Source organism: Streptomyces sp. NBC_01508, assembly GCF_045040315.1.
Classification (GTDB): Bacteria; Actinomycetota; Actinomycetes; order Streptomycetales; family Streptomycetaceae; genus Streptomyces.
The window spans coordinates 3029887-3055221 of record NZ_CP109419.1 but is presented as its reverse complement, the minus strand read 5'-3'; the positions used below and the strand labels follow the sequence as shown (position 1 = coordinate 3055221).

Annotated in this window: 28 protein-coding genes and 2 pseudogenes; 18 read left to right on the top strand and 12 right to left on the bottom strand. The window is 68.5% G+C overall.

Features of this window, described 5'->3' with window-relative positions:
- Positions 1 to 16: 16 nt before the first annotated feature.
- From OG700_RS13920 to OG700_RS13910, 3 genes are all read right to left on the bottom strand, one after another.
- Complete coding sequence (locus OG700_RS13920; RefSeq protein ID WP_405613342.1) at positions 17 to 508, bottom strand: succinate dehydrogenase hydrophobic membrane anchor subunit; 492 nt, start codon at positions 506 to 508, stop codon at positions 17 to 19.
- A 3-nt stretch (positions 509 to 511) separates the two neighbouring features.
- The gene (gene sdhC, locus OG700_RS13915; protein ID WP_405613340.1) at positions 512 to 892 is read right to left on the bottom strand and encodes a succinate dehydrogenase, cytochrome b556 subunit; all 381 of its coding nucleotides are present in this window, start codon (positions 890 to 892) and stop codon (positions 512 to 514) included.
- Positions 893 to 1062: 170 nt separating this feature from the next.
- On the bottom strand, positions 1063 to 1908 hold the full coding sequence (locus tag OG700_RS13910; protein WP_405613338.1) for a 2-oxo-4-hydroxy-4-carboxy-5-ureidoimidazoline decarboxylase: 846 nt from the start codon (positions 1906 to 1908) through the stop codon (positions 1063 to 1065).
- A 17-nt stretch (positions 1909 to 1925) separates the two neighbouring features.
- On the opposite strand from OG700_RS13910, the gene OG700_RS13905 reads away from it, so the two are divergent.
- On the top strand, positions 1926 to 3569 hold the full coding sequence (locus OG700_RS13905) for a beta-N-acetylhexosaminidase (RefSeq protein WP_405613336.1): 1644 nt from the start codon (positions 1926 to 1928) through the stop codon (positions 3567 to 3569).
- Between the two features lie 212 nt (positions 3570 to 3781).
- A complete protein-coding gene (locus tag OG700_RS13900) occupies positions 3782 to 4405 on the top strand; it encodes a hypothetical protein (RefSeq protein WP_405613334.1) in 624 nt (207 codons plus the stop codon).
- A 124-nt stretch (positions 4406 to 4529) separates the two neighbouring features.
- Here the strand turns inward: OG700_RS13900 and OG700_RS13895 are convergent.
- Positions 4530 to 4760: pseudogene (locus OG700_RS13895) on the bottom strand (PQQ-binding-like beta-propeller repeat protein); the annotation flags it as partial.
- Between the two features lie 612 nt (positions 4761 to 5372).
- Here OG700_RS13895 and OG700_RS13890 point away from each other — a divergent pair.
- Both OG700_RS13890 and OG700_RS13885 read left to right on the top strand, forming a co-directional pair.
- Positions 5373 to 5669: a DUF4235 domain-containing protein gene (locus OG700_RS13890; protein WP_405613332.1), complete on the top strand. Its 297-nt coding sequence runs from the start codon at positions 5373 to 5375 to the stop codon at positions 5667 to 5669.
- Between the two features lie 142 nt (positions 5670 to 5811).
- On the top strand, positions 5812 to 6477 hold the full coding sequence (locus OG700_RS13885; RefSeq protein ID WP_405613330.1) for an HAD family hydrolase: 666 nt from the start codon (positions 5812 to 5814) through the stop codon (positions 6475 to 6477).
- Between the two features lie 34 nt (positions 6478 to 6511).
- Here OG700_RS13885 and OG700_RS13880 read toward each other — a convergent pair whose 3' ends face one another.
- The 3 genes and pseudogenes from OG700_RS13880 to OG700_RS13870 form a co-directional block, all read right to left on the bottom strand.
- Positions 6512 to 8053 (bottom strand): FAD-dependent oxidoreductase, encoded by a 1542-nt coding sequence (locus tag OG700_RS13880; RefSeq protein WP_405613328.1) that lies wholly within the window; start codon positions 8051 to 8053, stop codon positions 6512 to 6514.
- A 125-nt stretch (positions 8054 to 8178) separates the two neighbouring features.
- Positions 8179 to 8512, bottom strand: a pseudogene (locus OG700_RS13875) (thiamine pyrophosphate-dependent enzyme); the annotation flags it as partial.
- 236 nt (positions 8513 to 8748) lie between these two features.
- Positions 8749 to 9075, bottom strand: a complete 327-nt coding sequence (locus tag OG700_RS13870; protein ID WP_405613326.1) for a plasmid stabilization protein — start codon at positions 9073 to 9075, stop codon at positions 8749 to 8751.
- 143 nt (positions 9076 to 9218) lie between these two features.
- On the opposite strand from OG700_RS13870, the gene OG700_RS13865 reads away from it, so the two are divergent.
- Positions 9219 to 10406 carry a M24 family metallopeptidase gene (locus tag OG700_RS13865; RefSeq protein WP_405613324.1) on the top strand — a complete coding sequence of 396 codons (1188 nt, stop codon included), beginning with the start codon at positions 9219 to 9221 and terminating at the stop codon, positions 10404 to 10406.
- Between the two features lie 55 nt (positions 10407 to 10461).
- Here OG700_RS13865 and OG700_RS13860 read toward each other — a convergent pair whose 3' ends face one another.
- Entirely contained in the window at positions 10462 to 10830 is a 369-nt protein-coding gene (locus OG700_RS13860; protein WP_405613322.1) for a low affinity iron permease family protein, read from the bottom strand.
- A 199-nt stretch (positions 10831 to 11029) separates the two neighbouring features.
- Here OG700_RS13860 and OG700_RS13855 point away from each other — a divergent pair, with 199 nt between their 5' ends.
- From OG700_RS13855 to OG700_RS13805, 11 genes are all read left to right on the top strand, one after another.
- The gene (locus tag OG700_RS13855; protein WP_405613320.1) at positions 11030 to 11326 is read left to right on the top strand and encodes a gas vesicle protein; all 297 of its coding nucleotides are present in this window, start codon (positions 11030 to 11032) and stop codon (positions 11324 to 11326) included.
- A gap of 63 nt (positions 11327 to 11389) precedes the next feature.
- The gene (locus OG700_RS13850; protein WP_405613318.1) at positions 11390 to 11851 is read left to right on the top strand and encodes a gas vesicle structural protein GvpA; all 462 of its coding nucleotides are present in this window, start codon (positions 11390 to 11392) and stop codon (positions 11849 to 11851) included.
- A gap of 3 nt (positions 11852 to 11854) precedes the next feature.
- Positions 11855 to 12568, top strand: coding sequence for a GvpL/GvpF family gas vesicle protein (locus OG700_RS13845; protein WP_405613316.1), 714 nt, complete (start codon positions 11855 to 11857; stop codon positions 12566 to 12568).
- Between the two features lie 43 nt (positions 12569 to 12611).
- Positions 12612 to 12869, top strand: a complete 258-nt coding sequence (locus tag OG700_RS13840; RefSeq protein WP_405613314.1) for a gas vesicle protein GvpG — start codon at positions 12612 to 12614, stop codon at positions 12867 to 12869.
- Between the two features lie 26 nt (positions 12870 to 12895).
- Entirely contained in the window at positions 12896 to 13483 is a 588-nt protein-coding gene (locus tag OG700_RS13835) for a hypothetical protein (protein ID WP_405613312.1), read from the top strand.
- The gene (locus OG700_RS13830) at positions 13476 to 14612 is read left to right on the top strand and encodes an SRPBCC family protein (RefSeq protein ID WP_405613310.1); all 1137 of its coding nucleotides are present in this window, start codon (positions 13476 to 13478) and stop codon (positions 14610 to 14612) included. The genes OG700_RS13835 and OG700_RS13830 overlap by 8 nt, the downstream gene beginning before the upstream one ends.
- A gap of 36 nt (positions 14613 to 14648) precedes the next feature.
- Positions 14649 to 15059 (top strand): gas vesicle protein, encoded by a 411-nt coding sequence (locus OG700_RS13825; protein WP_405613308.1) that lies wholly within the window; start codon positions 14649 to 14651, stop codon positions 15057 to 15059.
- On the top strand, positions 15056 to 15886 hold the full coding sequence (locus OG700_RS13820) for a GvpL/GvpF family gas vesicle protein (protein WP_405613306.1): 831 nt from the start codon (positions 15056 to 15058) through the stop codon (positions 15884 to 15886). The genes OG700_RS13825 and OG700_RS13820 overlap by 4 nt, the downstream gene beginning before the upstream one ends.
- A 71-nt stretch (positions 15887 to 15957) precedes the next feature.
- Complete coding sequence (locus OG700_RS13815; protein WP_383636032.1) at positions 15958 to 16155, top strand: gas vesicle protein; 198 nt, start codon at positions 15958 to 15960, stop codon at positions 16153 to 16155.
- Between the two features lie 45 nt (positions 16156 to 16200).
- A complete protein-coding gene (locus OG700_RS13810) occupies positions 16201 to 16590 on the top strand; it encodes a gas vesicle protein K (protein WP_405613304.1) in 390 nt (129 codons plus the stop codon).
- A 47-nt stretch (positions 16591 to 16637) separates the two neighbouring features.
- Positions 16638 to 17132, top strand: a complete 495-nt coding sequence (locus OG700_RS13805; protein WP_405613302.1) for a hypothetical protein — start codon at positions 16638 to 16640, stop codon at positions 17130 to 17132.
- Between the two features lie 26 nt (positions 17133 to 17158).
- Here OG700_RS13805 and OG700_RS13800 read toward each other — a convergent pair whose 3' ends face one another.
- The 3 genes from OG700_RS13800 to OG700_RS13790 are packed head-to-tail and all read right to left on the bottom strand — an operon-like array spanning position 17159 to position 18391.
- Positions 17159 to 17308 (bottom strand): hypothetical protein, encoded by a 150-nt coding sequence (locus tag OG700_RS13800; protein ID WP_405613300.1) that lies wholly within the window; start codon positions 17306 to 17308, stop codon positions 17159 to 17161.
- A complete protein-coding gene (locus tag OG700_RS13795; protein ID WP_405613298.1) occupies positions 17305 to 17634 on the bottom strand; it encodes a hypothetical protein in 330 nt (109 codons plus the stop codon). The genes OG700_RS13800 and OG700_RS13795 overlap by 4 nt, the downstream gene beginning before the upstream one ends.
- Positions 17635 to 17638: 4 nt before the next feature.
- Positions 17639 to 18391, bottom strand: coding sequence for a TetR/AcrR family transcriptional regulator (locus OG700_RS13790; protein WP_405613296.1), 753 nt, complete (start codon positions 18389 to 18391; stop codon positions 17639 to 17641).
- Positions 18392 to 18525: 134 nt separating this feature from the next.
- On the opposite strand from OG700_RS13790, the gene OG700_RS13785 reads away from it, so the two are divergent.
- Positions 18526 to 20016, top strand: coding sequence for a serine hydrolase domain-containing protein (locus OG700_RS13785; protein ID WP_405613295.1), 1491 nt, complete (start codon positions 18526 to 18528; stop codon positions 20014 to 20016).
- Positions 20017 to 20044: 28 nt separating this feature from the next.
- On the opposite strand, the gene OG700_RS13780 is transcribed toward OG700_RS13785, so the two are convergent.
- The gene (locus OG700_RS13780) at positions 20045 to 20293 is read right to left on the bottom strand and encodes a hypothetical protein (protein ID WP_405613293.1); all 249 of its coding nucleotides are present in this window, start codon (positions 20291 to 20293) and stop codon (positions 20045 to 20047) included.
- A gap of 858 nt (positions 20294 to 21151) precedes the next feature.
- Between OG700_RS13780 and OG700_RS13775 the strand changes: the two genes are divergently transcribed.
- Positions 21152 to 24538, top strand: coding sequence for an RHS repeat-associated core domain-containing protein (locus tag OG700_RS13775; RefSeq protein ID WP_405613291.1), 3387 nt, complete (start codon positions 21152 to 21154; stop codon positions 24536 to 24538).
- Positions 24539 to 25335 lie beyond the last annotated feature (797 nt).

Here is a 25335-nt window from a genome sequence, read left to right as displayed (position 1 = left end):
CTCGTCAGCCCCGGCTTTAGCGGATGTTCGGGTCGAAGGTGAAGATCACCAGCGTGCCCAGCAGGATGGTGAACGCCGTCGCGGTGTACAGCAGGCCCTTGAGCCACAGGCGCGTGTTGGGCCGCTCCGCGTAGTCGTTGATGATCGTGCGCATGCCGTTGGCGCCGTGCAGCATCGCCAGCCACAGCATCAGCAGATCCCAGGCCTGCCAGAACGGGGACGCCCAGCGGCCGGCCACGAAGGCGAAGCCGATCTTGGTGACGCCGCCGTCCAGCACCAGCTGGATGAGCAGATGGCCGATGACCAGGACGACGAGGACGACGCCGGACAGCCGCATGAACAGCCAGGCGGCCATCTCGAAGTTGCCGCGGGTCGACTTCGGGGTCTTCGCGGTGCGCTTGCGCGGCGGCTCGATGAGCGGGGCCGGGTGGTCGACGTCGAAGACGCTCACGCCCTCGACGGGACTGATCGCGGCGGTGGAACCGGTCGCGGTGGTGTCTGCGGACATCGGTCAGCTCCCCCAGAGTTCGCGTGCGGCGTGGCCGAGCACGGGGTAGATGGCGCCCAGCATCAGGACGAGCCAGACACCCACGACGGACCAGAGCATCTGCTTCTGGTAGCGCGGGCCCTTGGACCAGAAGTCCACGGCGATCACCCGAAGGCCGTTGAGCGCGTGGAAGAGGACGGCGGCCACGAGGCCGTACTCCATGACTCCGACGAGGGGCGTCTTGTAGGTCGCCACGACGTCGTCGTAGGCCTCGGGGGAGACGCGGACGAGTGCGGTGTCCAGCACATGGACGAACAGGAAGAAGAAGATGGTGACGCCGGTGACTCGATGAGCCACCCACGACCACATTCCTTCCCGGCCGCGGTACAGCGTTCCTGCCGGCACGGAAAAGCCCTCCGGGAGCGGGGATCGGGGCCGGCCGCCATCTTCTACTCGATGAAGCACAGTGGTGTCGGTCGTGCCCGGCCGGGTACGGTCCACCGGCCGCTGGCCATCGTAGCGACGCTTTGTCGGTTCGATTGCCCGGGGGCCTGTCGGTGTGATCAAACAGGCAGTCAAACAGCCACGGACGGGCTATCCGGACGGCCGTAGTCGTTCGATTCCTGCGGAAGGCGGGGTGCGGGCGGCCCGTCGGCGACGAGGCGCGCGACCCGGGAGCGGGCGAGCAGGCGCAGTTCGTCGGCGGCGACGGCGCGCTCCTCGTCGGGGTCGTGGGCGAGCCGCTCGCGGATTCCGGTCAGCACCTGGTTCAGGCGCTCCGCCGGGCGGTAGCGGTCGAGGCTGATGACGAACGCGTGGCCGAAGCTGCTCTCGTACGCGGCGTGCGCGGCCCGCAGCGCGGTCCGGGCGGCGTGCGGCGCCGCGTGGTGCGGGTCGGCCGACGTCTCGTCCGCCGGCGTCTCGTCGGCGAGTGCCCCGGCGAGATCGGTCCGGGACAGGTCGTAGCTCGCCTCGTCGGCGGCGGCGAGGAGCGCGTCGACGGTCGGATACGGGCGGTGGTCGGCGAGCCGGCGGGCCCAGTGGCGGTTTCCGCAGCAGGCCAGCAGGGCCCGCTCGACGGTGTCGGCCGGGGCGGTGTTGAAGCGCGTCAGGCCGGCGGGGGAATCGCTGGACAGCGTGGGCTCCTCGGACGCGGCGTCACGACTCGGGTGGCCGAAGCGGTACGAGGCCGAAGCGGTGACAGGAGTAGTGGGCGAGATGGTGGGAGGTGAGGGGGCAGCGGTGGGAAGCGGGGGCAGAAGTGTTGGGAGATAAGGGCGAGACGGATGTTTCGCAACGCTATCGATGGTCGGTGACCGATGCCCGACAGATGCGCGAATTTCACTCGGACGGGACAGCTCCGGCTCGCGCGATGGACGCGGACATGGGACGTTCGCCCTACTTCCTTCCTCTATCTCCATGCAAGGGATGATCACGGATGAGGTGGAACTCCCCAGGAACGCTGGTGGGCGGCGCGGCCATAGTGGCGGCGGCCGTCACCCTCACGGTGGTGGCCTGGCCGGGCGCCACCACCCCCGACCGCGGCGCGCCGGCGGGATCGGCGACCACACCGCCGGCCGCCGCCAGATCCGAGGCGTCGTCGGCACGGTCCGACACCCGCCCGGCCGCACCCACCCCCTCCGGCGGCTACGCGCTCTCGAAGGCGCCGCGCGCCGTGCCCTCGGTACGGCAGTTCGAAGCGGCCCGCGGCCCCGGCTGGCGGCCCTCCGGCGGCAGCGCCGTCGTGATCGCGAAGAACAGCGGCAAGCTGGCCGACGAAGGGCAGCTCCTCGCCAAGGAGCTGAAGATCGACTACCGGGGCGCCGTCGCGGCCGAGGCCGGTGACATCGAGCTGGCCCTGGAGTCCGGCAAGCAGGCGGGCCCCGAGTCGTACACCCTCACCACCCGTGACGGGCGGGTGCGGATCGCCGGGCCGGACGAGGCCGGGGTCTTCTACGGCACCCGTACGCTCAAGCAGTCGGTGCGCGCGGACGGCGCGATACCCGAGGGAGTCGTCAAGGACCGGCCCGACCGCCCGCAGCGCGGATTCAACCTGGACATGGCACGCAAGTACTACACCCCGGGCTGGATCGAGAACCGGCTGCGCGAGATGGCCGACCTCAAGCTCAACCAGTTGGGCCTGCACTTCTCCGACGACCAGGGCTTCCGTATCGCGTCCGACACACACCCCCGGATCGTCTCCGAGCAGCACCTCACCACGGCGGAGGTCCGGCGGATCATCGCGCTCGCCGGGCAGTTGCACATCGACGTCGTCCCCGAGATCGACTCGCCGGGGCACCTGGGCGCCGTGCTGGCGGCCTACCCCGAGCTGCAACTCCGGGACGTGAACGGGAAGATCAGCCGGGGGTCCATCGACATCTCGAAGCCCGCCGCCGCGAAGCTCATCGACGAACTGCTGCGCGAGTACGACACGCTGTTCCCCGGGCCGTACTGGAACATCGGCGCCGACGAGTACCAGGCGCTGGTGGTCGCGAACCCCGAGGCGTCCTTCCCCCAACTGGCCGCCGCCGCACGGAAGAAGTACGGCGCCGACGCCAAGATCCAGGATCTCGCGACCGGTTGGATGAACGACCGCGCGGCCACGGTCCGGCCCAAGAAGAAGGACGTCCAGGCGTGGAACGACGGCTTCTTCGCCGGCGGCGTCGTCAAGGCCGACCAGAACCTCCAAGTCCTCTACTGGACCGGCAAGGAGATCGGCGCGCGGCCCCCGCTGGACTATCTGCGCGAGGGCCGGCCCGTGGTGAACCTCAACGACGAGTACCTCTACTACGTACTCGGCCAGCCGAACGACTTCGTGTACCCGACCGGCCGGCGGATCTTCGAGCAGTGGACCCCGCTGGTGCTGCGCGGTACGGAGCCGGTGCCCGCGCGGTACTCGAAGCAGATCCTCGGCGCGCGGTTCGCGGTGTGGGGCGACATCGCGAGCGCGCAGACGCAGGACCAGGTGGCCGCCGGGATCCGGCTGCCGCTGGCGGCGCTGTCGCAGAAGGTGTGGAACCCGGTGAAACCGGGGCTCACCTGGGCGCAGTTCGAGGCGCTGGCGAACAAGGTGGACGGGTAGGCGCGCTGGTGTCTTCACTTCGATCGCCGGATGGGTGGGGAGCCCGTCCGGCGATTGAGGACACAGCGCGTGACCCGTTCGGCGATTGAGGACATAGTGTGTCGCGCAGGGTGCTTCCGCGCGTACCGACCGACATTTCTGAGCCACCAGTGACGTATTTCAGCCGCCGGGCGCTGTAAGGAGCAGTATTCCGCCCGCGACGGGAGACGTGAATGAGCCTGGTGGAACTGATAGTTCAGGCGGATGAGCGGGGCCTCGCCGCGAGCGGGGTCGCCTGCCTCGACCGCTGCCTGCCCCTGCTCGCCGACGAAGGCGAGGCGCTGCGCCCCCTCTGGTCCGGTATCGCAGACGGCGAGCAGAACTGGGCCCCGCGCCTCGCGGCGGCCAGGGAGGCGCTGGAGGCGGCCGTCATCAGCGACGAAACGGCCGTCCTCGTACGGAAGATGCTCGCCGCCGCACCCTCCGAGTGGGCGGCGGAGCCGCTGCGCGGCTGGTCGGACAGCTGCTCCGTCGTGGCGCTGGGGATCCATCAGCAGTTCGACGTGGTGGGTGACCGGGTCGTCGGCGCCCCTGGCACCAGCACCGCCGGCGCGTACAGCGGCTGGGTGGAGCGCTGCCGTACGGGAGCGGCCGCCGGAGCCGAAGAGCAGCCCGGCGTAGGGCAGTTCGTCGCCGGGCCACTGGTCTCCGGTGAACTGCGCCGCCAGATCCAGATCCTGGAGATCCTGGCCGAGACCGCCGGCGCGGCGGGGCTGCGCCAGGCGCTGGATCTCTCGACGGAGGGTCAGCGGGTGCTGCGGGCCGTGGTCTCGCGCCGGGCGAGGGCCGGGAGTTGACGCCGGGGGCTGACGCCGCGAGCTGACGCCGCTCGGAGCCGTACGGGCACGGGGGCGTCCAGTCCGTACGCGCCCCCAGGGCCGCTCTCAGCGCTCGGTGGGAGATCCTTCCCGCGTGCAGACGGTTGTCGCCGCCGTCGAAGTACACCCGGTCGCCGGTCACGGTCGCGTCGGGGTTGCCGGACGACCGGCGTGTCCTGGCCCGGGACTCGCCGGTGCGGGCGTCGGCGGCGTGCAGTGTGCCGGCTTCGGTGCTGAAGAGCACCGAGCCGTCCAGTAGGCCGTGCGGTTCGGGTTCGCCGTCGGTGTGCTCCGTCCAGAGCGGTTTGCCGGAGCCGGGGGCGACCGCGTGCACGTCTCCGTAGCTTGTGGGGTTGTCGTTGTTCTCCCCGGTGCCCCCGAGGACCACTCCGTCGGTGACCAGCGGCGGTTCGAGTCACTGCACGCTCTGGACGTCCGGTTCGTAGGTTCACAGCCGGGTGCCCCGAGAACCGCCTGCCGTACGAGTTCGGCCGGGCCGTAAGCCTCGGAGGCCAGCTTGTAACCGATCTGCATGGTGTTCCTCGTTTCCTCAAGAGCCGACAGCGGCGTACCCGCTCAGAGGTACCCTCCGGCTCTTGCGCGTAACGCCCGCGTCCGAGTGGGGCACCACTTTCGCGGCGAGCCCCTGCGGGACAACCTCGCGGCTGAGGGCGGACTGCTCGTCGGTCTGCGGGCGTGTCCAGCCGTCAGAGAGAAACGACCACGCCGGGCCGGGCGTGCCACGCACCATAAGGGCGATTCCGACGCTGCTCGGTCCAGCGGTGGTGTGCTGGTCGACCGGGCGGAGGTCGGGCCTCCGCCTGCGGGGCGGCACGGTAGCGGTGGCGGTATCGCGTTCCTCGGTGTGGGGTTGCCACTGGAGGGCATCCGTGAGGTGTTCCAGGAGCCCGCAGGCAAGGGGTCGGTATCAGAGAGGGAGGCACCGGTGAAGAAGAAGCAGAAGCTGCCGCTCGCCTACAAGCCCGTCGGGTTCGCCCTCGGCTGGGTGGGCGGAACGGTGGCCGGGCTCGCCTTCCAGAAGACGTGGAAGGCGATCCGGCACGAGGACGACGCACCCGACGCGCTGGACCGCGACCGGGGGTGGGGCGAGGTGCTGTTCGCCGCGGCCGTGCAGGGCGCCATCTTCGCCGTGGTACGCAGTGCCGTGGACCGGTCGGGCGCCAAGGCCATCGAACGGGCCACCGGCACCTGGCCGACCACGGACAAGGCCGGCCGCGACTGACGGCGTCCGCCGTCCCGCCGGGTGCGCGCGAGGGGGGCGCTTCGACGCGCCCCGGGCACGCGGGACGAGGACTTCGGTCAAGCCAAGAACCAGAGGGCTCGGGAGCAAGGCCGAGCTCCCTTCAGGAGAGTGAGGCACCCTCGTGGCACGCGCGGCGATCTTCGACGTTGACGGCACCCTGACCGACACGAACTACCTCCACGTCACCAGTTGGTGGCAGGCGTTCCGTGGGGCGGGCCACCAGGTGGCGATGTCCGACATCCACCGGGCGGTAGGGCTCGGCTCCGGTGACCTCATCGCCCATCTGCTCGGCGACAACCGCGACCGCGACGGGGATGAGGCGATCAGCGCCGCGCACAGCACGCTGTACGGCACGTACTTCGGCCGGCTGACGGCCTTCGGATCCGCCGCCGATCTCCTGCGACTGCTGGCAGGACAGGGCTGGACGAACATCCTCGCCTCCTCGGCGACCGGACCCGAACTCGACGCCCTGCGACGGGCGATCGACGCCGACGACGTCATCGCCGGAACCGCGAGCGCGGACGACGTATCGCAGGGCAAACCGGCACCCGACCCCGTGCGTGCCGCGCTGGACCTCGCCGGGGTGCCGGCGGAGCATGCGGTCTTCGTCGGAGACGCCGTGTGGGACATGGAAGCGGCGGCGAAAGCGGGCGTACGGAGCGTCGCGGTCCTGTCGGGCGGTATTGCGCGCGACGCGCTCGAAGCCGCCGGGGCCGGCGAGGTGTACGAGAACGTCGCCGATTTGCTGGCCCGGCTCGACAGCAGCGTCTTCATGGGCCTGGATTGAACAACGACCGGGCGACAGCGCAGGGGGTCCGTTGTCAGGCGTCCGGCAGGTCCCGTTTCTCCAGCGGGTGGACGGCGGGTCCCTGGCGGACCGCGCCGTCGACGTCGAAGCGCGAGCCGTGGCAGGGGCATTCCCAGACCGTCTCGGCGTCGTTGAAGGCCACCAGGCATCCCAGGTGCGTACATCGCGCGGACACGGCCCGGGCGACACCGGCCGAGTCCCGGTAGACCGCGCAGCGCTGCCCGTTCACGCGTACCACCGCGCCCGTGCCCGGCGGGATCTCCGCGACCGAGTCGACGTGGGTGGTGTGCAGCCGGTCTCCGGCGAAGTGCCTGGCGACATGGGCCTGTTGCTTCAGCAGGGCGGGCGCCTCCCGCAGTGTGCTCTTGAGCCTGCGCGGGTCGTACAGGGCGGCCCACTGCGGCTCTTCGCCGATGATCAGGCCGGTGAGAAGCCCGCCGGCCATGACGCCGCCGCTCATGCCCCAGCCGCCGAATCCGGTGGCCACGTATGTGTGGCGGGAGCCGGCGTGAAAGGGACCGACGAGGGGGATGGTGTCGGAGGAGTCGTTGTCCTGGGCCGCCCAGCGGTAAGCCGTCTCACCCACGGGGAAGCGGGCGTGCATCCAGGCGTCCAGACGCCGGAATCCCTCGCGGGGATCGCCCGTGCCGGGTGTGAAGCTTTCCCCGGTGACGATGAGCAGCCGGTGTTCCTCGTCGAGCGGCGCGGTGCGCACCGATCGCTTGCCCTCCTCCTGTGTGATGTACATGCCGGTCGGCGCGATTCCGGCCGCGATCGGGGCGGCGACCACCAGTTCCCTGCGAGGGGAGAGCCGCGCGAAGGCCAGCGCCCTGTCGAAGACGGGGAAATGGGTGGCGAGGACCACGTCGCGGGCCGTCACGGTGTGCCCCGACTCGACGGTGACCCGGCAGGGGGAGCCTTCCGACAGGCCGGTCGCACGGGAGCGTTCGTAGATCTGGCCGCCCTTGGCCCGGAGGTCCGCGGCGAGGGCGAGCAGGTACTTACGGGGGTGGAACTGCGCCTGCGCGTCCACCCGCACGGCGCCGCTCACCTCGTACGGCAGCTCGGTGCGTTCCACGTAAGTCGCCGCGAGTCCGGCCGCTGCGGCTGCCTCGGCCTCGGCCTTGAGCGCGGGGACCGCGGCGTGCTCCGTGGCGTAGGTGTAGGCGGGCGCGCGCTCCAAGTCGCAGGCGATGCCGAGCCCGGTGACGATCCCGGCCACCCGTTCCACCGCGCCCCGCTGCGACAGCGCGTACAGCCGCGCCGCGTCTTCGCTCCGTGTCCGGCGCAGCCGGTCGTAGACCAAGGTGTGCAGCGCGGACACCTTGGCCGTGGTGTATCCGCTCACCCCGGCGGCGATCCGATCGGCCTCCAGAACGGCGACCGTCCGGCCGGCGCCGGCCAGTTCCCACGCCGTGCTCAGGCCGGCGATGCCGCCGCCCACCACGACCACATCGACGCTGATGTCCTCGTTCAACGCCGGGTGGTCGGTGGCACCGGCGGTCGCCATCCAGAAGGATTCGTCCTTCCCCGGCAGGGGCTGCGAGTCGGTCATGTCAGCCTTTCCAAAAGGTCGGTCGCGACAAGGCGCAGTCTGATCCGGCGCCATGGCAACTCTGTTCGCGAGGCGAGCGACAGGCACTTCGGCACCCGCCGGTCGGGTTACTCGCTTCGTTGGTCCCCCATGTGCCGCGCGATGTCCGCGTAGGGAGGTCCGGAAGGTGCTGGGACTCCTCGAACTGCGGTGCGCCGGTCAGGGCCCGTATTTCCCAGGTGACCTGGTTGAGATCCTGGTTGTTGAGGACCGCCACGATCAGCCGGGGGTCCGGCCACTCCTGGTAGTACGTGGCGGCGGTGAGCACATCATGCCGTTCATCTGCGTGGCGCCGTCGCCGACGAGCGCGATGGCCGGCCGGTCCGGGTGGGCGGACTTGGCGCCGATGGCGTACGGCACGGCGGGCCCCACGGTGGCCAGGGTCCCGGACGGCGAACCGCGCATGCGCCCGCGCAGCAGCCGATGCGGTGTCCAGCGGGTAACCGCGGGTAACCGGCGGAGTGCGGGCGTAAACGTCACCTGAACCACGCACCCGTGGGCCAGCGGCGGCGCCGAGGACAGCGCGCTGAGAGTCTTCCTCGCGATACCGAGCGCAGTCCCGGGCTCCCCGACTCTGTGATCATCCGGTGCGGACCACGGAGGCAGGGCGGCGCGTCGTCGAAGTCTTCCGAGCGCCGCCCTGCCTCCTGTCCGACTCAGCGGCCGACGGCCTTGCGTAGTTGCTCCTTGTTCATGGACGAGCGGCCTTCGACGTTCTTCTTCCTGGCCTCCGCGTAGAGCTGGTCCCTCGTCGGGCCCTGGGGACCGCTGTGGGATCGCTCGCCCCCGCGCTGCGAGGCGGACTTGGGGTCACGGGTGGAGGTTTTGCTCGCGGACCTGGCCTCGCCCGAGCGGGCGCGTTCCTTGTTGACCGTGCGCGAGGCGATCTCCTTCGCGCGCCCTTCCGGCGTGCCGCGCTTCTCGGCGCCTTCCTTGATGTGTTCGTACTGCCGTTCTCGCTTGGGACTGGATCCTGCGGGCACGATGTGCCTCCCTTGTGGTCCTGTTCGGTGGGACCGCTATGGGTACCCCCGTGCCCACCGGTTCTCACACAGGTGAACGGGTGCCCATGAGGTCGTCTCGCATACGTGCCGTTCCCGACGCGGTGACGGCAGACTGGGCTGGTATGACCCACGCACAACGACGAACTGCCGGACCGCACACGGACGAGCCCCGCTTCCCGCCCCAGGAGTACGAGCAGCGGGTGGCCGTCACCCGTGGCGCCATGGAGCGGCACGGGCTGGACGTCTTGCTGGTCACCGCGCCGGAGGACATCCACTATCTGTGCGGCCTTGATCATCAGGGCCACTTCGCCGTGACCGGACTGGTGGTGCCCCTGGACGGTGAGCCCGTTCTGGTCGAGCGGGCGATGGAGGCGGCGACCGCCGCCGCCCAGACGAACGGCGTACGGCATTACGGCTACGAAGACGCCACCGATCCGGCCGACGCACTGCTCGCCGCACTCACCCAGGCCATCGGCGACGCGCACCGCGCTCCGCCCGCGGCCGTCGGTTACCAGGCCGACTCGCTCAGCCTGCCGCCCGCCGTCTGGGACCGGCTGCGCACCGCAGGCGGTCTCACCTGGAAGGACTTCGGCGCGCAGGTCAGCGCGCAGCGCTTCGTGCACACCGAGCGGGAGATCGCCCTCGTCCGCGACGCGGCCCGGCTGTCCGACACCGCCATGGCCGCCGGCCTGGCCGCCGCCACCGCCGGCGCCCGCGAGAACGAGATCGCGGCGACCGTCTACGACGCCATGCTGCGCGCGGGCGGTGACCTGCCCGCCTTCGCGCCCCTCGTACGCGCTACCGACCGCCTCGACCAGGAGCACCTGACCTGGTCCAGGCGGACGCTCGGCCCCCGCGACGCCGTCTTCCTCGAACTCTCCGCCGCGCGGGGCCGCTACCACGCACCCCTGGCCCGGCTCCGCCATCTCGACCCGGCGGGTGCCGTGCGCGACACCCGGGCGGCCGAAGCCTCTCGCACGGCGATGAGTGTCCTGCGTACGGCGCTGCACCCCGGCAACACCGCGGAACAAGTCTTCCGTGCCTGGCACTCCGCGATCGAGTCGGCGCTCGGGGGACCGTACGAGCGACACCACTGCGGCTACCTCATCGGTATCGGCTTCCCGCCCGGCTGGATGGGCGGCAGCCGGACCCTGCGCCCCGGCAACACCATGGAGCTTCGGGCCGGAATGACGTTCCACATCCAGTCCTGGCTCCTCGGCGGGGAGTTCGGCTCCCACGCCTACTCCGACACCGCCCTCGTCACGGACAACGGCTGCGAAATCCTCACCCGTACTCCTCTGACCGACTGAGGCCGCGCGGTACATACGCGCCGACGCCCCCGGTCCCGGGGCCATCCGGGGGGTGTCAGGTGTCGTCCTCGATCCTTATGGCCTCCTTGAGGCTGTGCACCGCCGTACCGGGCTTGCCCTCCTGCGTCTCCAGGAGTGCCGCCGCTATGGCGTCCAGCTTCAGTTGGATGGCGTGCTCCGCGCGGCGCTCGGAGTTCTTCAGCAGGGCGAGCAGCAGCAGCGTCACCGCGGTCATCGACTCGCCGGCGAGCAGCAGCCAGGTCACCTCCAGCTTGGCGAAGTGCGCGCCGATGACGATGCCGACGAGGACCATACACACACCGAAGAACGCCGGTGAGCTGGTGAAATTGGAGGCGTACTCGGCAAGGCGGGCGAACCGTCCGGGCCTGTCGCCGCCACGGTCCGCAGGGTGTTGAAGCGTCATGCGCCCGACCGTACACACGTCCTTTCGCCGCCGGACGGGATCGGACAGCCGCTCGGCCGTCGGCCGCGCTGTGTTTCGTCTCACGCATACGTTCGGATCCGAGGGGCACCCGCACTGACATCACGAACGATGGCCGACCGAATTGAACCGGACGGCGCGGACGGGAAGTCCGGCCGGGCGACGTATGACAGGTGGGGAAATGTCTACGACGGACAGCAAGGACGGCGAAGAGAAGCAGGCGCGTATCGACGTCTCCACGGCGATGCGAAAGGCCGCCGGACAACTCGCCGAACTGCTCAAGTGCGAGCCCAGCTCCGTGTCCTCGCTGAAGGCCACGGACGACGGGTGGACCGCTGACGTGGAAGTCGTCGAGATCGAGAGGGTCCCCGACACCACCAGCGTCATGGCCTCCTATCGCGTCTCCCTCGACGGTCAGGGTCAACTCGTGGGCTATGAACGAATTCGCCGGTATTCGCGGGGCCAGGTCGACCGCTGAGTCGTAGGCCAACCGTGATCGGACCGGACCATGTGTCTCAACTCATTGGAAGGAAGGTCGACGATGAGTCTCGTGCAGCAGAGCAACTCCACCAACGCGAGTGGAAGCGGATCTGGAAATCTCTACGACGTCCTTGAGCTGATTCTCGACAGGGGGCTCGTCATCGATGCCTTCGTTCGCGTTTCGATCGTCGGTATCGAGATCCTCAAGATCGACGTTCGTGTCGTCGTCGCCAGTGTCGACACATATCTCCGATTCGCCGAGGCGTGCAACCGACTTGACCTCGAATCGGGCCGCAAGGCACCGACGCAGCTCACCGACATCGTCGGTGACTCCGTCGAGAGCGGAGCCAAGGGGAAGTCGAAGGGTGCGCTGACGGGCGCGGTCGAAGCCTTCACCGACTCGTTCCAGAGCGGTCGTTCGGACTCCGGCCCCGAGGACGACGACAAGGAGAAGGAGAAGCGGCCGGCACGCAAGGCCGCTTCGTCCAGCAGTCGCCGCACCACCCAGCGCCGGGAGGAATAGCCGATGCCCACGTACATCTACGCCATCACCGCGGCCGACCACCCGCTCAGGCTGGACGGCCTCAACGGCGTCGGTGACCCGCCGTCCGCCCTGCGGACCGTCAAGACCAAGGCACTTGGTGCCGTCGTCAGTGATACGCCTCCGGACCTGCGGGCCAAGCGCCGTGATCTCGTCGCGCACCAGAGCGTGCTGGAGCGGCTGATGACCGACGGCGCGGCCCTGCCGATGCGGTTCGGTCTCGTCGGTCCCGACGACGAACAGGTCCGCACCGCACTGGAGGAGGAGCGGGAGAGCTACACCGCCCGCCTCACCGAACTCGACGGGCGCCTGGAGTACAACCTGAAGGTCTCGCGCGAGGAGCAGAGTCTGCTGCGCGAAATACTCAACGAATCCGACGAAGTGCGCCGACTGAGTGAGTACACACGGGAGAACCCCGCCGCGCAGGACGAGAAAGTCGCGCTGGGGGAACTCGTATCCCACGAGATCCAGCGCCGCCAGAGTGCTGTGGCGAGCGAATTGCTCACCGCGCTGACTCCGTCGGCGGAGCGCAGTTCCCAGGCCGACCCCACCAAGGCTCATTTTCTTAATGTGTCCTTTCTGGTGAAGCGTGACGAGGCGGCGGTGTTCTCGCAGGCCGTGTACGAAGAGGCGCAACGCCGGGGTGACGACTACGAGTTCGCTCTGAACGGACCGCTGCCCCCGTACAGCTTCGTCTGATATCCGCAGGCTCGACCGACTCCCACTGATCGGAGGATCCGCCATGGGCCTCATCACGCAGATTCTCACCCTGCCGCTCGCACCCGTGCGAGGCAGCGTCTGGGTTCTCGATCAGGTGGTGCTCGCGGCGGAACGCGAGTACTACGACCCCGATCCCGTGCGCAAGGAATTGGCCGATCTGGAGAAGGAGCTGCTGAGCGGCGGTATCAGCGAAGAGGAATTCGACCGGCGCGAGGATGAACTGCTGGACAGGCTGGAGGAGATCGAGGCACACCAGCGACGTCTGAGGGCCAATCCCTGACACGGGGAGAATGAGGTGCAAGAGAGATGACAGGCAACGCCAAGATAGGTGTCGCCCTGGTGGGTGGATACCTGCTGGGACGCACGAAGAAAGCCAAGATGGCCATCGGCCTCGGGATGTTCCTGGCCGGGAAGAAACTGAGCTTCGATCCGAAGCAGCTCGGTAGACTGGTGGCGAACTCACCCGTTCTGGGCAGTCTCAACGACCAGGTCCGCAAGGAACTGGTGGATGCCACGAAGTCGGCCGCCACCAATGCCCTGACCCAGCGGGCCTCAGGTCTCGCCGACTCCCTTCACCAGCGGACACTGGGCCTTGAAGGCAAGGATGATGGCGGGGACGGCGGCGAGGACACGCGTGCCGACGACCGCGAGGACGACGACCTGGATGAGAACGACCGGGACGTCCGCGACGATGCCGACGAGTCGGACGACGAGCCGGCGCCGCGCCGTAAGCCGGCCGCCAAGCGGTCCGCCAAGCCCGCGGCCAAGGCCGCGTCCGGAGCCCGCGGGACCGCCTCGGGCCGTACCGGAGCCGCACGAAAGAAGACCGCCGCCGGAGCGCGGAAGCCCGCTTCGTCGGCCGGCCGCAAGGAGCGGGGTGGCGGCAATGGCTGACTCGACCCTCACCAGGTTCAAGGACGACGTGGCGAAGAATCCGGCCACCGACCGTCTCAAGGAAGAGCTTCAGAACTACCTCAAGGCACGTGCGACGCACGCCGTCACCAATCTCGGACAGCGGCTCGGTGAAGGCGTCGGCAAGCTGGCCGACCCGAAGAACGGTCCCGGCGGAGCGGTGAAGAGTCTGGCCAAGGGCGGCCAGGCACTCGGCGAGGGCAAGTCGCCCGCGCAGGCGGCCATGGCGACCGGTACCTCACATCTGAAGGACACCATCAAGGACAAGGTCAAGGGTCTGTTCGGCAAGGGGCGCAAGGGTGGCGGCGGCAAGTCGAAGAGCGTCACCATCACCGAGGACATCGACGTAGGCGTACCGGTGCGTGAGGCGTACGACCAGTGGACGCAGTTCCAGGAGTTCAGCACCTTCGCCAAGGGTGTCGTGAGTGTCGAGAAGGCCGACGACACCAGCAGCAACTGGAAGGTGAAGGTCGCCAAGTCCACGCGCAGTTGGAAGGCGAACGTCACCGAGCAGGTGCCGGACGAGCGCATCACCTGGACGACCGAGGGCGCCAAGGGCACGGTCAAGGGCGTGGTGACCTTCCACGCCATCACCGACAACCTGACGCGGGTGCTGCTGGTTCTCGAATACTTCCCCAAGGGGCTGTTCGAGAAGACCGGCAACATCTGGCGCGCCCAGGGCCGCAGGGCCCGTCTCGACCTCAAGCTCTACCGCAAGTTCATCATGATGCGCGGCGAGGCCACCGACGGCTGGCGTGGCGAGATCCGCGACGGCGAGGTCGTGCTGGAGCACGACGAGGCCGTCGAGGAGGAAGAGGCCCGCGAGCGGGAAGAGGGTGAGGGCACCGAGGAGAGCGCGGACGCCCCGGAGACCGAGGCCGACGATGAGTACGCGGACGAGGAAGACGAGGAAGAGCTTCCCGAGGAGGACCAGGAGGAGCGTGCCGAGTACGACGAGGACGCTCCCGCCGAAGAGGCTCGCGCCGACGAGGACGCCCCCGTCGAGGACGGATACGAGGACGAGGCCGTCGACGAAGCGGAGGAAGAGGAAGAGGAAGAGGAAGAGCCGGCCCGGCGTCCCCGGCGCCGTACCGCCTCGGCGGGTCGCTGACAGACTCCGCCGCCAGCACAGACAGGGCTGATTCCAGTGTCCGATTCACTGGCCGGCCGTATGGGGACGTCCTCCGGAGTGTCTCCATACGGCCAGCAAGGGTCTTCCGCCAATCTCGCCGACATCCTTGAGCGTGTCCTGGACAAGGGCATCGTCATCGCCGGTGACATCCAGATCAATCTGCTCGACATCGAACTGCTTACCATCAAGCTGAGGCTGCTGGTCGCGTCCGTGGACAAGGCCAAGGAGATGGGCATCGACTGGTGGGAGCACGATCCCTCGCTCTCCTCCCGTGCCCGGCCCGCGCAGTCGGTGAACGGCGCCCACAGCTCCGACGGCTCGTCCTCGGTCGAGGGCGCCTCCGAGCCGCTGGCGCTGGAGAACGCACAACTACGCGCCGAACTGGCCGAGTTGCGCGCGGCGGTGGAAGACAAGGAGAAGCGGTGAGCAGCACCGACGCGAACTCCACGGTCCCGCCGATGAGTTACGTCTACGCGGTCACCCGCGGCGGGGCGGCGCTGGACTCCGCCCTGTCCGGCCGCGCCGGGCTGCGCGGCGGCTCGTTGCGGACCGTATCGGCCGGAGATCTCGTGGCCCTGGTGTCGTCGGTGCCTCACGACGCCTTCGATACGGATGGTCTCCGCGCCCAGATGGAGGACATCAAGCAGCTCGAAGTGCTGGCCCGCACGCACCACGCCGTGGTCGAGGCCGCCTACGAGAGCGCGACCGTCCTGCCCATGCGGCTGGCCACGGTGTATCTGGACGACACGCGGGTGACCGAGATGCTGGCCGAACAGGCTGTGGAATTGGGTGACTTGCTCGCGCGACTCGAAGGCCACGTCGAACTGGGCGTCAAGGTCTACGCCGACCCGCGCGAGGCGGCCACGGCGAGCGCGGCTGCCACGGCGGGGAGCGAACCCACGCCGGTCAGCCCCGGGCGCGCGTACCTGCAACAGCGCCGGACGCAGCAGCGTAACCACCGCGACGCCTACCGGGCGGCCGGGACGGTCGCCGCCGAGGTGCCCGCCCGGGTGGACGGGATCGTCCGCGCCCGGCTGGCGCACCGGCCGCAGCAGGGAGACCTCGCCGCGGGCGGGGGCGAGAACATCGCCAACGACGCCTATCTGGTGGAGGCGTCCCGCGTCACCGAATTCCGGGCGGCGCTCGCCGGGCTCTTTGACGACGTTCCCGGCGTACGTGTCGAGATCACCGGCCCCTGGGCGCCGTACTCCTTCGCGACACCGCTGCCGGCGGAGGACGGTGAACGACGGTGAACGGTGAACTGAACGAGGCCCTGCCGACCGTCGGGTTCGCCGAGACGCGAGACCGAAGGCCGCCAGGCGGTTTGGACGGCCCGGACGATTCCATCGAATCCCTTGCCGGACGGCAGGTCGCGCTCATCGATCTGCTCGACCGGTTGCTGACCGGGGGGGCGGTCCTGACCGGAGATCTCGTACTGTCCGTCGCCGATGTGGACCTCGTGCACATCAATCTGCGGGCGGTCATCCGCTCGATCACGCCCGACGGACCGGCCCCGTGGTGAAGGACCGCAAGAGCCCGGCGCCGGGGACGCAGAAGGAGACTCACGATGGCTGACACCACCCGCGGCGACGACTTGCAGGAGGTCGCAAGCGCGGCGGCACGGGCGTTCGATCTCGTACCGACGGGGCCCGACGACCCGGCGCTCCGCGACGGCACCGCACAGCGTCTCGCAACCGACCCGGACACGGTGGAACGAGACCTGATCAAGCTGGTTCTCACCATCGTCGAATTGCTGCGTCAGCTCATGGAACGTACGGCGCTGCACCGGGTGGACCAGGGTGATCTCCGGGAGGACCAGGAGGAGCGCATCGGTATGACGCTGATGATTCTCCAGGACCGGATGACCGAACTCTGCGAGCGATACGACCTGACCATGGAAGATCTCAATCTGGATCTCGGTCCTCTGGGTTCCCTGCTGCCTCGCGATTCGGGCTGACTCACCCTCGGGTGTTTTGGGCCCGATCGAGCGGCAACACGAACGTCATGACTGCAGAGAGCGAAGCAAACAAGGACGCCAACGGTGCGGCAGGAAAGGTGAACGCGACCGCCAAGTCCGCCGCCACCAAGGGCCGGCAGACGGCGAAGCGCACCACCGCCCCCGCAAGAAAGACCGCCAAGGCCGCGGAGAGCCGCGCGAAGACAGGCTCGGCCGTCGCGGCCTCGAACGCCAAGGAGTCGGGGCGAGCCGCCGAGAAGTCCGTTGAGAGTGGTGTGCGTTCGGCGGGCGACGCCACCAAGCGTGCCGGCCAGGCAGCCGCCACCGGCTGGGAGAGCGGACAGCAGGCTGTCCTCGCCACAGCGGGCAAGGCGGTCGCCACGGCCACCACCGCCTGGACCGTGATCAAGCACCGCAAGGCCATAGCGGCGGGCGCCGCGGCGGGAGTTGTCGGCTTGGCGGGCGGTGCCTTCGCCCTGGGCCGCCAGACGGCCAAGCCGCACGGAGGTCCCTTCACCCGTCTGACGGGTGGCAGGCTGTGACCTTCGGACTGCGGCCGGTCTGACCGCTACTCCTCGTTCTCCCCCTCCTGGTCCTCGGGGCCGCCGTCTCCCGCCTCGTCCTCTTCTTCTTCCATGGCCTCTTCGTGGGTACGGACGACCTCGCCGTCGCGGATCTCCCCACGCCACGCCTCAGGCTCCTCGTCGGTGAGCGTCACATAGCGCTGGAAGTTCTTGAAGTCGAGCCGCAGACGGCGGCCTTGAGCTCGCCAGATGTTCCCGGTCTTCTCGAAGAAACCGGACCGGTAGTACTCGACCAGATGTTCGTCACCTTCGCATCCCCACTGCCCGGCCGACCGCCACCACCCGTCAGGTCCTTGGCCCTGTCGACCACCGAGTCCTTCACGGACTTCGCCTTCTCGGAGACCGTGGCACCGGCTGGTGATTCGCCGTGCGGGATGCGGGAGCCGATCGCGGGCAACTGTCCGCCGTTCTCCGCGACATCCGTCAACTGCCCTGTCAGGTCGGTCAGTTTGCCGCCCACCCGTTCAACGGCGCGCCCTACTTGGGCGCTGACGTAGGTCGAGCCGGGCCGTAAGGCCGTCGAGGACCCGGTCGAGCCCGTACGCGAAGTCGTCGTCGCGGATCTGCTGCGGGTGCACATCCTGCTGGGCGGAGCTTCCCTCGCGCAGCCGCGGGTGTTGCCGCGTGGCTTCGTCGAAGGCCGGGCGCAGGCCCGCCACCCATTCCTGCTCGGTCTTGCCGCTGCGTGCGATCAGCGAGAGGTACGCGGCCTCGGAGGTCGCGATCCCGATGACGTATGCCGTGAGCGTCCCCGCGGCCTGGTTCTTCTCGTCCGTGGGGAAGCCCGCCGCCTCGAACTGCGCGAGCAGCCCCGATGCCATCCGCATGGCGTTCGGGCCGATGTGGACGAGGCCGACCTGGCCGAGTTCAGGGGCGATCCAGGGGTGGCGCAGGCTCATCGCCCGCAGACCGGTGGCGGTGCGGGTGACGGCCGCGCGCCACTGGGTGCGGCCCGCGACGGCCGGTACTTCCAGCTCTCCGTAGACGTCGTCCACGACCAGCTCGATCAGCTCGTCCTTGTTGGCCACGTGCCGGTAGAGGGACGTGGCCGCAGCGTCCAGACGGGTGCCGAGCTTGCGCATGCTGAGCGCATCGATGCCCTCCGCGTCCAACAGCTCGATCGCCGCAGCCACGATCTGCTCGCGGGTCAGCTGCTCCCGCTGCGTGCGGCGCGGACGGGTCCACACCGATGCGGTCGGCTTCTCGTCGGCTGGCATACGGCCCTCATCCCTGCTCGTCCCGCTGTTCCTCCCCCACGGTAGCGCACGCTGTACGCATCTTGCGTACGATGTTCTCTTGTGCGTACAGTGTTCGCATCGAAGAACGTCGTACGCATCGGGTGGGAGCAAGCATGTCGAAGAACGTGAGCTGGGACGAGCAGGGCAACTGGGACGCCAAGGGTGATTGGGGGAGTCGGGACTCGGCGGGCCAGAAGCTGGACCTCGCCCACTGGCAGGCCCGCCTCGACGAGCTGCGCGCGAAGCACCACGTCCCGGCCGCGTCGCTGGCAGTCCTCGTCGACGGGACCGTCCACGAACTGGCCAGCGGCGTACTGCACCGCGGAACGGGCGTGGAGGCGACGACCGACTCGGTCTTCCAGATGGGCTCGATAGCGAAGGTCTACACCGCCACCCTGATCATGCGGCTCGCCGAATCAGGTCAACTGGACCTGGACGCGCCGGTCGTGGACGTACTGCCGGAGTTCTCGGTCGCCGACCCCGAGGCGACCAGGGCGATCACCGCGCGCCAACTGCTCAGCCACACAAGCGGGCTCACTTGCGACTTCAGCCACGACAGCGGACGCGGTGACGACTGCCTCGCCAAGTACGTCGAGGCCGCGAAGGACGTGGCGCTCGACTGCCCGCCCGGCACCGCGATCTCGTACAGCAGCGTCGGCTACAACGTGCTCGGCCGGATCGTCGAGGTGGTAACCGGCAAGGTCTGGGACGAGGCGCTGAAGGACCTGCTCCTGGCCCCGCTCGGCGTCACGCACACCATGACGCTGCCCGAGGAAGCGCTGCGGTTCCGAGCGGCGATGGGGCACCTGGGCGAGGCGGGCCAGGACCCGGACCCGGCACCGTCCTGGGACCTGATGCCACGCTCGGCGGGCCCGTACGGCAGGGTCATCGCCACGGCTGGAGACGTCGCGCGGCTCGCGCGGATGCACCTCAACGGTGGTGTGGCGCAGGACGGCTCACGCGTGCTCTCCGAGGAGACGGTCGCGCTGATGCAGCGCCGGGTGGTGGACTCCCCCGACAAGTGGACGGTCAGCGCGGACGGTTGGGGCCTGGGCTGGACGCTGTACGACTGGGACGGCGTCCAGGGCTACGGGCACGACGGCGCCTCCATCGGGCAGTACGGTTACCTGCGCGTGGTGCCGTCAGCGGGCGTCGCAGTCGCGCTCCTCACCAACGGCGGAGGTGCGCGCGAACTGTACGCGGCGCTCTACAGGGAACTCCTCGCCGAGCTGGCCGGGGTGACGATGCCGGAGCCTTTCGCCCCGCCGGCCCAGCCGCCCGTGGTCGACTTCGCGCCGCTCGTCGGCACGTACCGGCGCGAGGGCGTGGTCATCACCGTGACCGAGCAGGACGGCGTGGGGCACGCGGTGTACGAATTCGTCGACGGCATGAAGGACTTCTCCAAACCCCTGGAGATCGATCTGGTGCCGGTGATGGAGACGGTCTTCGCCGGTACCGGGGTGGGCGCGGCGTTCAGCGAGGGCTACATGCCCGTAGTCTTCTCCACGCTGCGGGACGGCACGTGCTGCGTCTACATCGGCATGCGCTGCAGCCCCAGGACCGCGAAGGTCCGGTCCGCCCACGCCCGCAGCTACGTCCAATGACCGTCGGTCGGGTTCAGGTCCGCCCACTTCACGCGGCACGGATCGTCGCCGTGCTTCGCGAAGTCACGGCCTGCGGCTCGCCGTCGCGGAGTTGGACCGCGGCGCGTTCCCAGTCGCCCTCGTGACTGTTGCCAGGGACCAGGCTGTTGTAGGGGTAGAAGAACCAGTACACGTACGCCGAGCGCGCCGGGTCGGTGTTGTGCTTGTGATACTCCCAGTAGGCCGGTGCGTCCGGAGGCTTCGTATCGCGTTGCGTCTTGGGCGGGTCGAGATACAAACGCGCGCCGGCCTCGGTGGTGGCACGCCCCGCTCCCAGCAGCCTGTTCCCGGGGCAGGCCCGGGGCAGCCCACCGGCGTCGACGAGGGTTTTCCCACCTCGACATCCGGGTGGCGGTAGGGCTTGCCGCCGGCACGGTTGCCCAACCGCTTCGGGGCGACGGGATCGGCCACCGGTTTCTCGTCACGGCAGAAGCCGTCGTGGTCGTAGCGCAGCACCGACTGCTGGATTTACTGCGTCGCGTCCACCGGCCTCAGCGACTCCCTCTCATGGAGCTTTACCCGCGGCGCGAACTTGGCCGCAGCCGTCGCGGACCCACCCGAGGACTCGCCCGTACGGTCCTTCGGCTCCTCGGGACCGCACGCGACCAGGGCCACAGAGGCCGATACCGCCACGCCCGCCATCACCCGCATGCGAACCCTCGTCGATCCCACCGGGCACCGCCGGTCGCCGGACACCGGTCGGCAGCTCGTCAGCATTCACGCGGAATCGGCGCAACGGTTCCACTGCGCGCAACCACCCCGCCCCGTAGGGTGATCGTCCGGGGTCGGGCCCGCCCGGAAACGCATCCAGGGATCACACGCGGTTCACCACCAGTGCCGCTCCGGGACCGGGACCGGACCCCTGACGTCTAACCGAGGAGGACTGACGGAGCAGTCACCTCCTGGGGGCAGCACGCGATGAGCAGTGATGGGGGCGCGGGCCGGCCGCCGGCGCAGAGGATGACGTTCCTGGGCCTGTTCAACGGACGCGGAGTTCGAACCACTCGACACCTCCTCGGAGTACCAGGGTTCCAAGATTGTCTGGAAGGGATTCCGGGGCGGCTGGGACCTGACGTTCCGTGACGGCACGGTGTGGGTGTTCCCGCAGTACGCGCCGCTGAGGGAGATCCGGGACCGGCACGGGAACAGCACCATGCTGTCCCGCCTGAACGGCAACAAGGGCGAGATCACCCGTATCACCAGTCCCGGCGGAAAATGGATCTCGCTGACCTACGACCCCCTGCACCGCCGTGTCACGTCCGCGCAGGACAACACGGGCCGCACCACCTCGTACCTGTATGACGGCGTGGGCCGTCTGGAGACGGTGACGGATCCGGCGGGCAAGGTCAGCCGGTACACCTACGACGGCGCGTCGAACCGGGTCAGGACGGCGGTCGACGCACGTGGCATCACCTATATGACGAACACGTTCAACTCGGACGGGAGGGTGGCGGAACAGACACTCACCGAGGGCGCGAAGTACACGTTCGCGTACACGCAGAGCGGGGCGGGGAAGGTCACCTCGGCGAGTGTGACGCAGCCGGGTGGTTCGGTGCGGCGGGTGGAGTTCGACGCGGACGGCTACGGCGTCAAGGACACCGAGGCGAACGGGAGTTCGCTGGCGCGGAGCACGCAGTACCACCGGGGTCCGAGGCACCGGATCGACGCGGTGAGCGATCCGTACGGTCGGCGTACGGAGCTGGCGTACGACGCGAACGGCTACGTCACCCGCACCACCGAACTCGCCGGCACCGCGCAGGCACGCATGTCCGGCACAGCCGTCTACAACGGCCCGTACGACCAGCCCACCTCTGTTACGGACCCGTTGGGCAACACGACGGTGTTCGGCTATGACGCGGCGGGTGATCTGCGGACGGTCACCGACCCGGAGAACCGGCGCACGGCGTTGACGTACAAGCCGGACGGCCAGATCGAGACGGTCACCGACGCGTCGGGTGCTGTCACCGAATACATCTACCGCCACGGCGAGTTGATCTCCGTGAAGGACGCGGAGGGCCGCACCGGGGGTCAGTTCCTGGACGCGGCGGGCCGGCCGACGGCCATGACGGACGAGGCGGGTTCGCGAACGGCACTGACGTACGACGCGCTGAACCAGACACGGAAGATCACCGATCCACTGGGCCGCCGGTCGACGTCCCTGGACTACGACGACAACGGCAACCTCACCACGCTGACCGACGCCCGCCAGAACAGCACCACATGGGCGTACGACGACGCGGACCGTACGAAGTCGGTGACGGATCCGCTGGGCGCGCAGGCGTTGTTCGGATACGACCCGGCGGGCCGGCTGACGAAGGTCACCAGCCGCTCGGGTCAGGTCGCGACGGCCGAGTACGACGTGCTGGGCCGGGCGAAGAACACCAGGTACGGGGTGAACGCGGCGGGAGTGGCCGAGTCCACGGCCACATACGCCTACGACGCCGTGGACCTCCCGAAGACGGTCACCGACACCCAGGCCGGTACCGAGACGTTCGGCTACGACGTGTACGACCGGCTGAAGACGGCCACCGGCCCGACGGGCACGGTGGGTTACGACTACGACGCGGTGGACCGCCGCAAGGAGATGACGGCGGCCGGGACCACCACCGTCTACGGCTACGACACCTCCAGCATCCTCACCTCCGTCACCTCGGGCCAGCAGGCGGTGAGCTTCGGCCTCGATGCGGTGGGCCGGGAGAAGACGGCGACCCTGCCGGGCGGCATCACCCGCACCACCACACTCGACAAGACCGGCGTGGTCTCGGCGATCAACTACGCCCGCGCCGCGACTGCCGTCGGCGACCTCACCTACACCCGCGACACCCGGGGCCTCCAGACGGGCCTGACGGGCAGCCTGGCCTCCGTCGCCCTCCCCGCCGCCGAGACGGGCGCGGTGTTCGGCAAGGACAACCGGGTCACGTCCCAGGGCGGACGCTCGTTCACCTACGACGCCGACGGACAGCTCAAGTCCGACGGCAGGCGCACGTACAACTGGAACGCCCGCGGCCAGCTGTCGGGCGTGCAATCGGCCACCGGCGGCCCCGCCGGCCTCTTCGGCTACGACCCGCTGGGCATCCGCAGCTCGAAGAAGCTCGGCGACGCGACAAAGAAGTACCTGACCGACGGCTCCAACCCCCTGGTGGAACAGGACGGTACGGGCGCGACGAAGGCGACCGTCGCCACCTCCGGCCTGGACGAATACCTGACCCGCACGGAGAACGGCGCGACCCAGGTCTACCTGACCGACGCGCTGGGCACCGTCGTGGGCCTGGCGAACACGGACGGCACGGTCGCCACCAGCTACACCTACGACCCCTACGGCCAGCCCACCACCACCGGTACGGCCTCGACCAACCCGTACACCTTCACGGGCCGCGAGTCCGACGGCACCGGCCTGCTCCACTACCGCAACCGCTACTACGACCCCGAGACCGGCCGCTTCATCTCCCAGGACCCGATCGGCCACGCCGGCGGCACCAACCTCTACCAGTACGCACTCAGCTCCCCGACGACCTACACCGACCCCACCGGCAACACCCCGATGCTCGCCGGCTGCGTCATCGGCGGCCTGAGCGAGGCAGGCCTCGACTGGCTGGGCCAACGCCTCTCCGGCCGCAAGGTCAACTGGGGCCAGGTCGGCACCTCAGCGGCACTCGGCTGCGCCGGCGGCATGATCGGCAAAATCAAGTGGGTAGCCCCGGCCAAGACCTGCAAGATCGGTAACAGCTTCACGGCCGACACCCCGGTTCTCCTCGCGGACGGCACCCGCAAACCGATCAAGGACATCCAGATCGGCGACCAAGTCCTCGCCACCGACCCGGAAACCGGTGAAACGGGCCCCCGCCCAGTAACGGCCCTGTTCAAGGGAACCGGCGACAAACAACTGGTCGATATCACCCTCGACACCGGCAAAACCAGCACCCTCACTGCCACAGACGGTCACCCCTTCTGGGTCCCCGCCCTCGGCCGCTGGACCGAAGCCGACGACCTCACCACCGGCCAATGGCTCCAGACAAGCACCGGCACCTGGACCCAAATCACCGCCATCACCCACCACACCAAATCAACGACGGTCTACAACCTCACCGTCAACGACATCCACACCTACTATGCGCTGGCGGGGGCCACCCCGGTACTCGTGCACAACGTCAACGAAGATGTGCTCTGCAATTTGACTCTTGGGCCATCCATAAAGGGTAAGAAAGCAGAAGGAGTGACCGCTGAACGCGGTGACAAGGTTCTTGCTCACGAGCAGCGGATGATGAACGAGTTCGGTGACCGAAATGGTTGCGCTTCATGCGGAGCGAACAAATCGGGACACAAAGATGGTCACTGGACCGGTGGCCATAATCCGCCGAATAAGATTGCGCCCAACGGTCCGTGGACTCTGTATCCGCACTGCAAGGCATGTTCTAGGCAGCAAGGTGGGATCGTGCGCACGATACTCAAGGAGTATTATGACTTCCCGGTGTGGAAACCATGACAGTGGGTGGATTCAATGATGCTTTTCGCCTCGTGTGCGACGAGATTTGCGCATGGCCTTGTTGTTGCTGCTGCACCCGGGAGCGTCGACACGCATGAAGGTTGGGACCCTGCGATCGATTTGGTTCACGGAGGTACGGACTCCCTGTTCATCTCGATCCAGCAAGCCGTCAGTGGTCCAGCATCCGTCCGATGTGTGCAAGGTCCTTACCGGCCGAGCGGAAAAGTTCTTGCGTACTCGGGAGAATTGATACTTCCTCAGGCATCTCTTGAGATCTCGGATCCGAATGAATCGGTAAAGTTGCTGATTCCCGTTCCGAATGTAGAAAATCAAGTCGGCGTCTACGGGGACGGTACCGATGAGCCTGATGAGGTAGTGATCGTTCTAACTGGAAATAAATCTTGGTAACGAGAGAGTCGCGTCGAGTTCCTTCTCGGCGCGACTCTTTTCGTCCTGCGAGGTCGCATACCTGGAGTGGTGCACGAAAGCGCTTCTAATAGTGTCCGTTTGTCTCCGATCGATTCTTGGTCTGCTGCTTTTTGTGCTTGTTGAGGGAGTGAGCGCAAGTGGTGGGCACGGTGCAGCATTCGGAGGTGCTCGGCTTGGTGGGGAGGCGGAGGATGCCGGTGCGTGTGTACCGGCGGTAGGTAGGTCATGATGGTCCGTCGCTCGTCTGAGCGATTGCTACCTGGAGTGGAGGGATGTGCCGTGCGGCGTAGGACGTTGGTGGTTTCCGGGGCGGCGGCTGGGCTCGGTGCTGTGGGCGCAGGTGCGGGTGCAGTTCGCCTGAGGGGTGG

Excerpts from the sequence above, each read along its gene's own strand:
- OG700_RS13880 (WP_405613328.1), bottom strand. The coding sequence starts at position 8,053 with ATGACCGACTCGCAGCCCCTGCCGGGGAAGGACGAATCCTTCTGGATG.
- OG700_RS13860 (WP_405613322.1), bottom strand. The coding sequence starts at position 10,830 with ATGACGCTTCAACACCCTGCGGACCGTGGCGGCGACAGGCCCGGACGG.
- OG700_RS13785 (WP_405613295.1), top strand. The coding sequence starts at position 18,526 with ATGTCGAAGAACGTGAGCTGGGACGAGCAGGGCAACTGGGACGCCAAG.
- OG700_RS13810 (WP_405613304.1), top strand. The coding sequence starts at position 16,201 with ATGGCTGACACCACCCGCGGCGACGACTTGCAGGAGGTCGCAAGCGCG.
- OG700_RS13835 (WP_405613312.1), top strand. The coding sequence starts at position 12,896 with ATGACAGGCAACGCCAAGATAGGTGTCGCCCTGGTGGGTGGATACCTG.
- OG700_RS13855 (WP_405613320.1), top strand. The coding sequence starts at position 11,030 with ATGTCTACGACGGACAGCAAGGACGGCGAAGAGAAGCAGGCGCGTATC.
- OG700_RS13920 (WP_405613342.1), bottom strand. The coding sequence starts at position 508 with ATGTCCGCAGACACCACCGCGACCGGTTCCACCGCCGCGATCAGTCCC.
- OG700_RS13805 (WP_405613302.1), top strand. The coding sequence starts at position 16,638 with ATGACTGCAGAGAGCGAAGCAAACAAGGACGCCAACGGTGCGGCAGGA.
- OG700_RS13905 (WP_405613336.1), top strand. The coding sequence starts at position 1,926 with ATGAGGTGGAACTCCCCAGGAACGCTGGTGGGCGGCGCGGCCATAGTG.
- OG700_RS13840 (WP_405613314.1), top strand. The coding sequence starts at position 12,612 with ATGGGCCTCATCACGCAGATTCTCACCCTGCCGCTCGCACCCGTGCGA.
- OG700_RS13790 (WP_405613296.1), bottom strand. The coding sequence starts at position 18,391 with ATGCCAGCCGACGAGAAGCCGACCGCATCGGTGTGGACCCGTCCGCGC.
- OG700_RS13850 (WP_405613318.1), top strand. The coding sequence starts at position 11,390 with ATGAGTCTCGTGCAGCAGAGCAACTCCACCAACGCGAGTGGAAGCGGA.
- OG700_RS13900 (WP_405613334.1), top strand. The coding sequence starts at position 3,782 with ATGAGCCTGGTGGAACTGATAGTTCAGGCGGATGAGCGGGGCCTCGCC.
- OG700_RS13830 (WP_405613310.1), top strand. The coding sequence starts at position 13,476 with ATGGCTGACTCGACCCTCACCAGGTTCAAGGACGACGTGGCGAAGAAT.
- OG700_RS13865 (WP_405613324.1), top strand. The coding sequence starts at position 9,219 with ATGACCCACGCACAACGACGAACTGCCGGACCGCACACGGACGAGCCC.
- OG700_RS13910 (WP_405613338.1), bottom strand. The coding sequence starts at position 1,908 with ATGGAGATAGAGGAAGGAAGTAGGGCGAACGTCCCATGTCCGCGTCCA.
- OG700_RS13845 (WP_405613316.1), top strand. The coding sequence starts at position 11,855 with ATGCCCACGTACATCTACGCCATCACCGCGGCCGACCACCCGCTCAGG.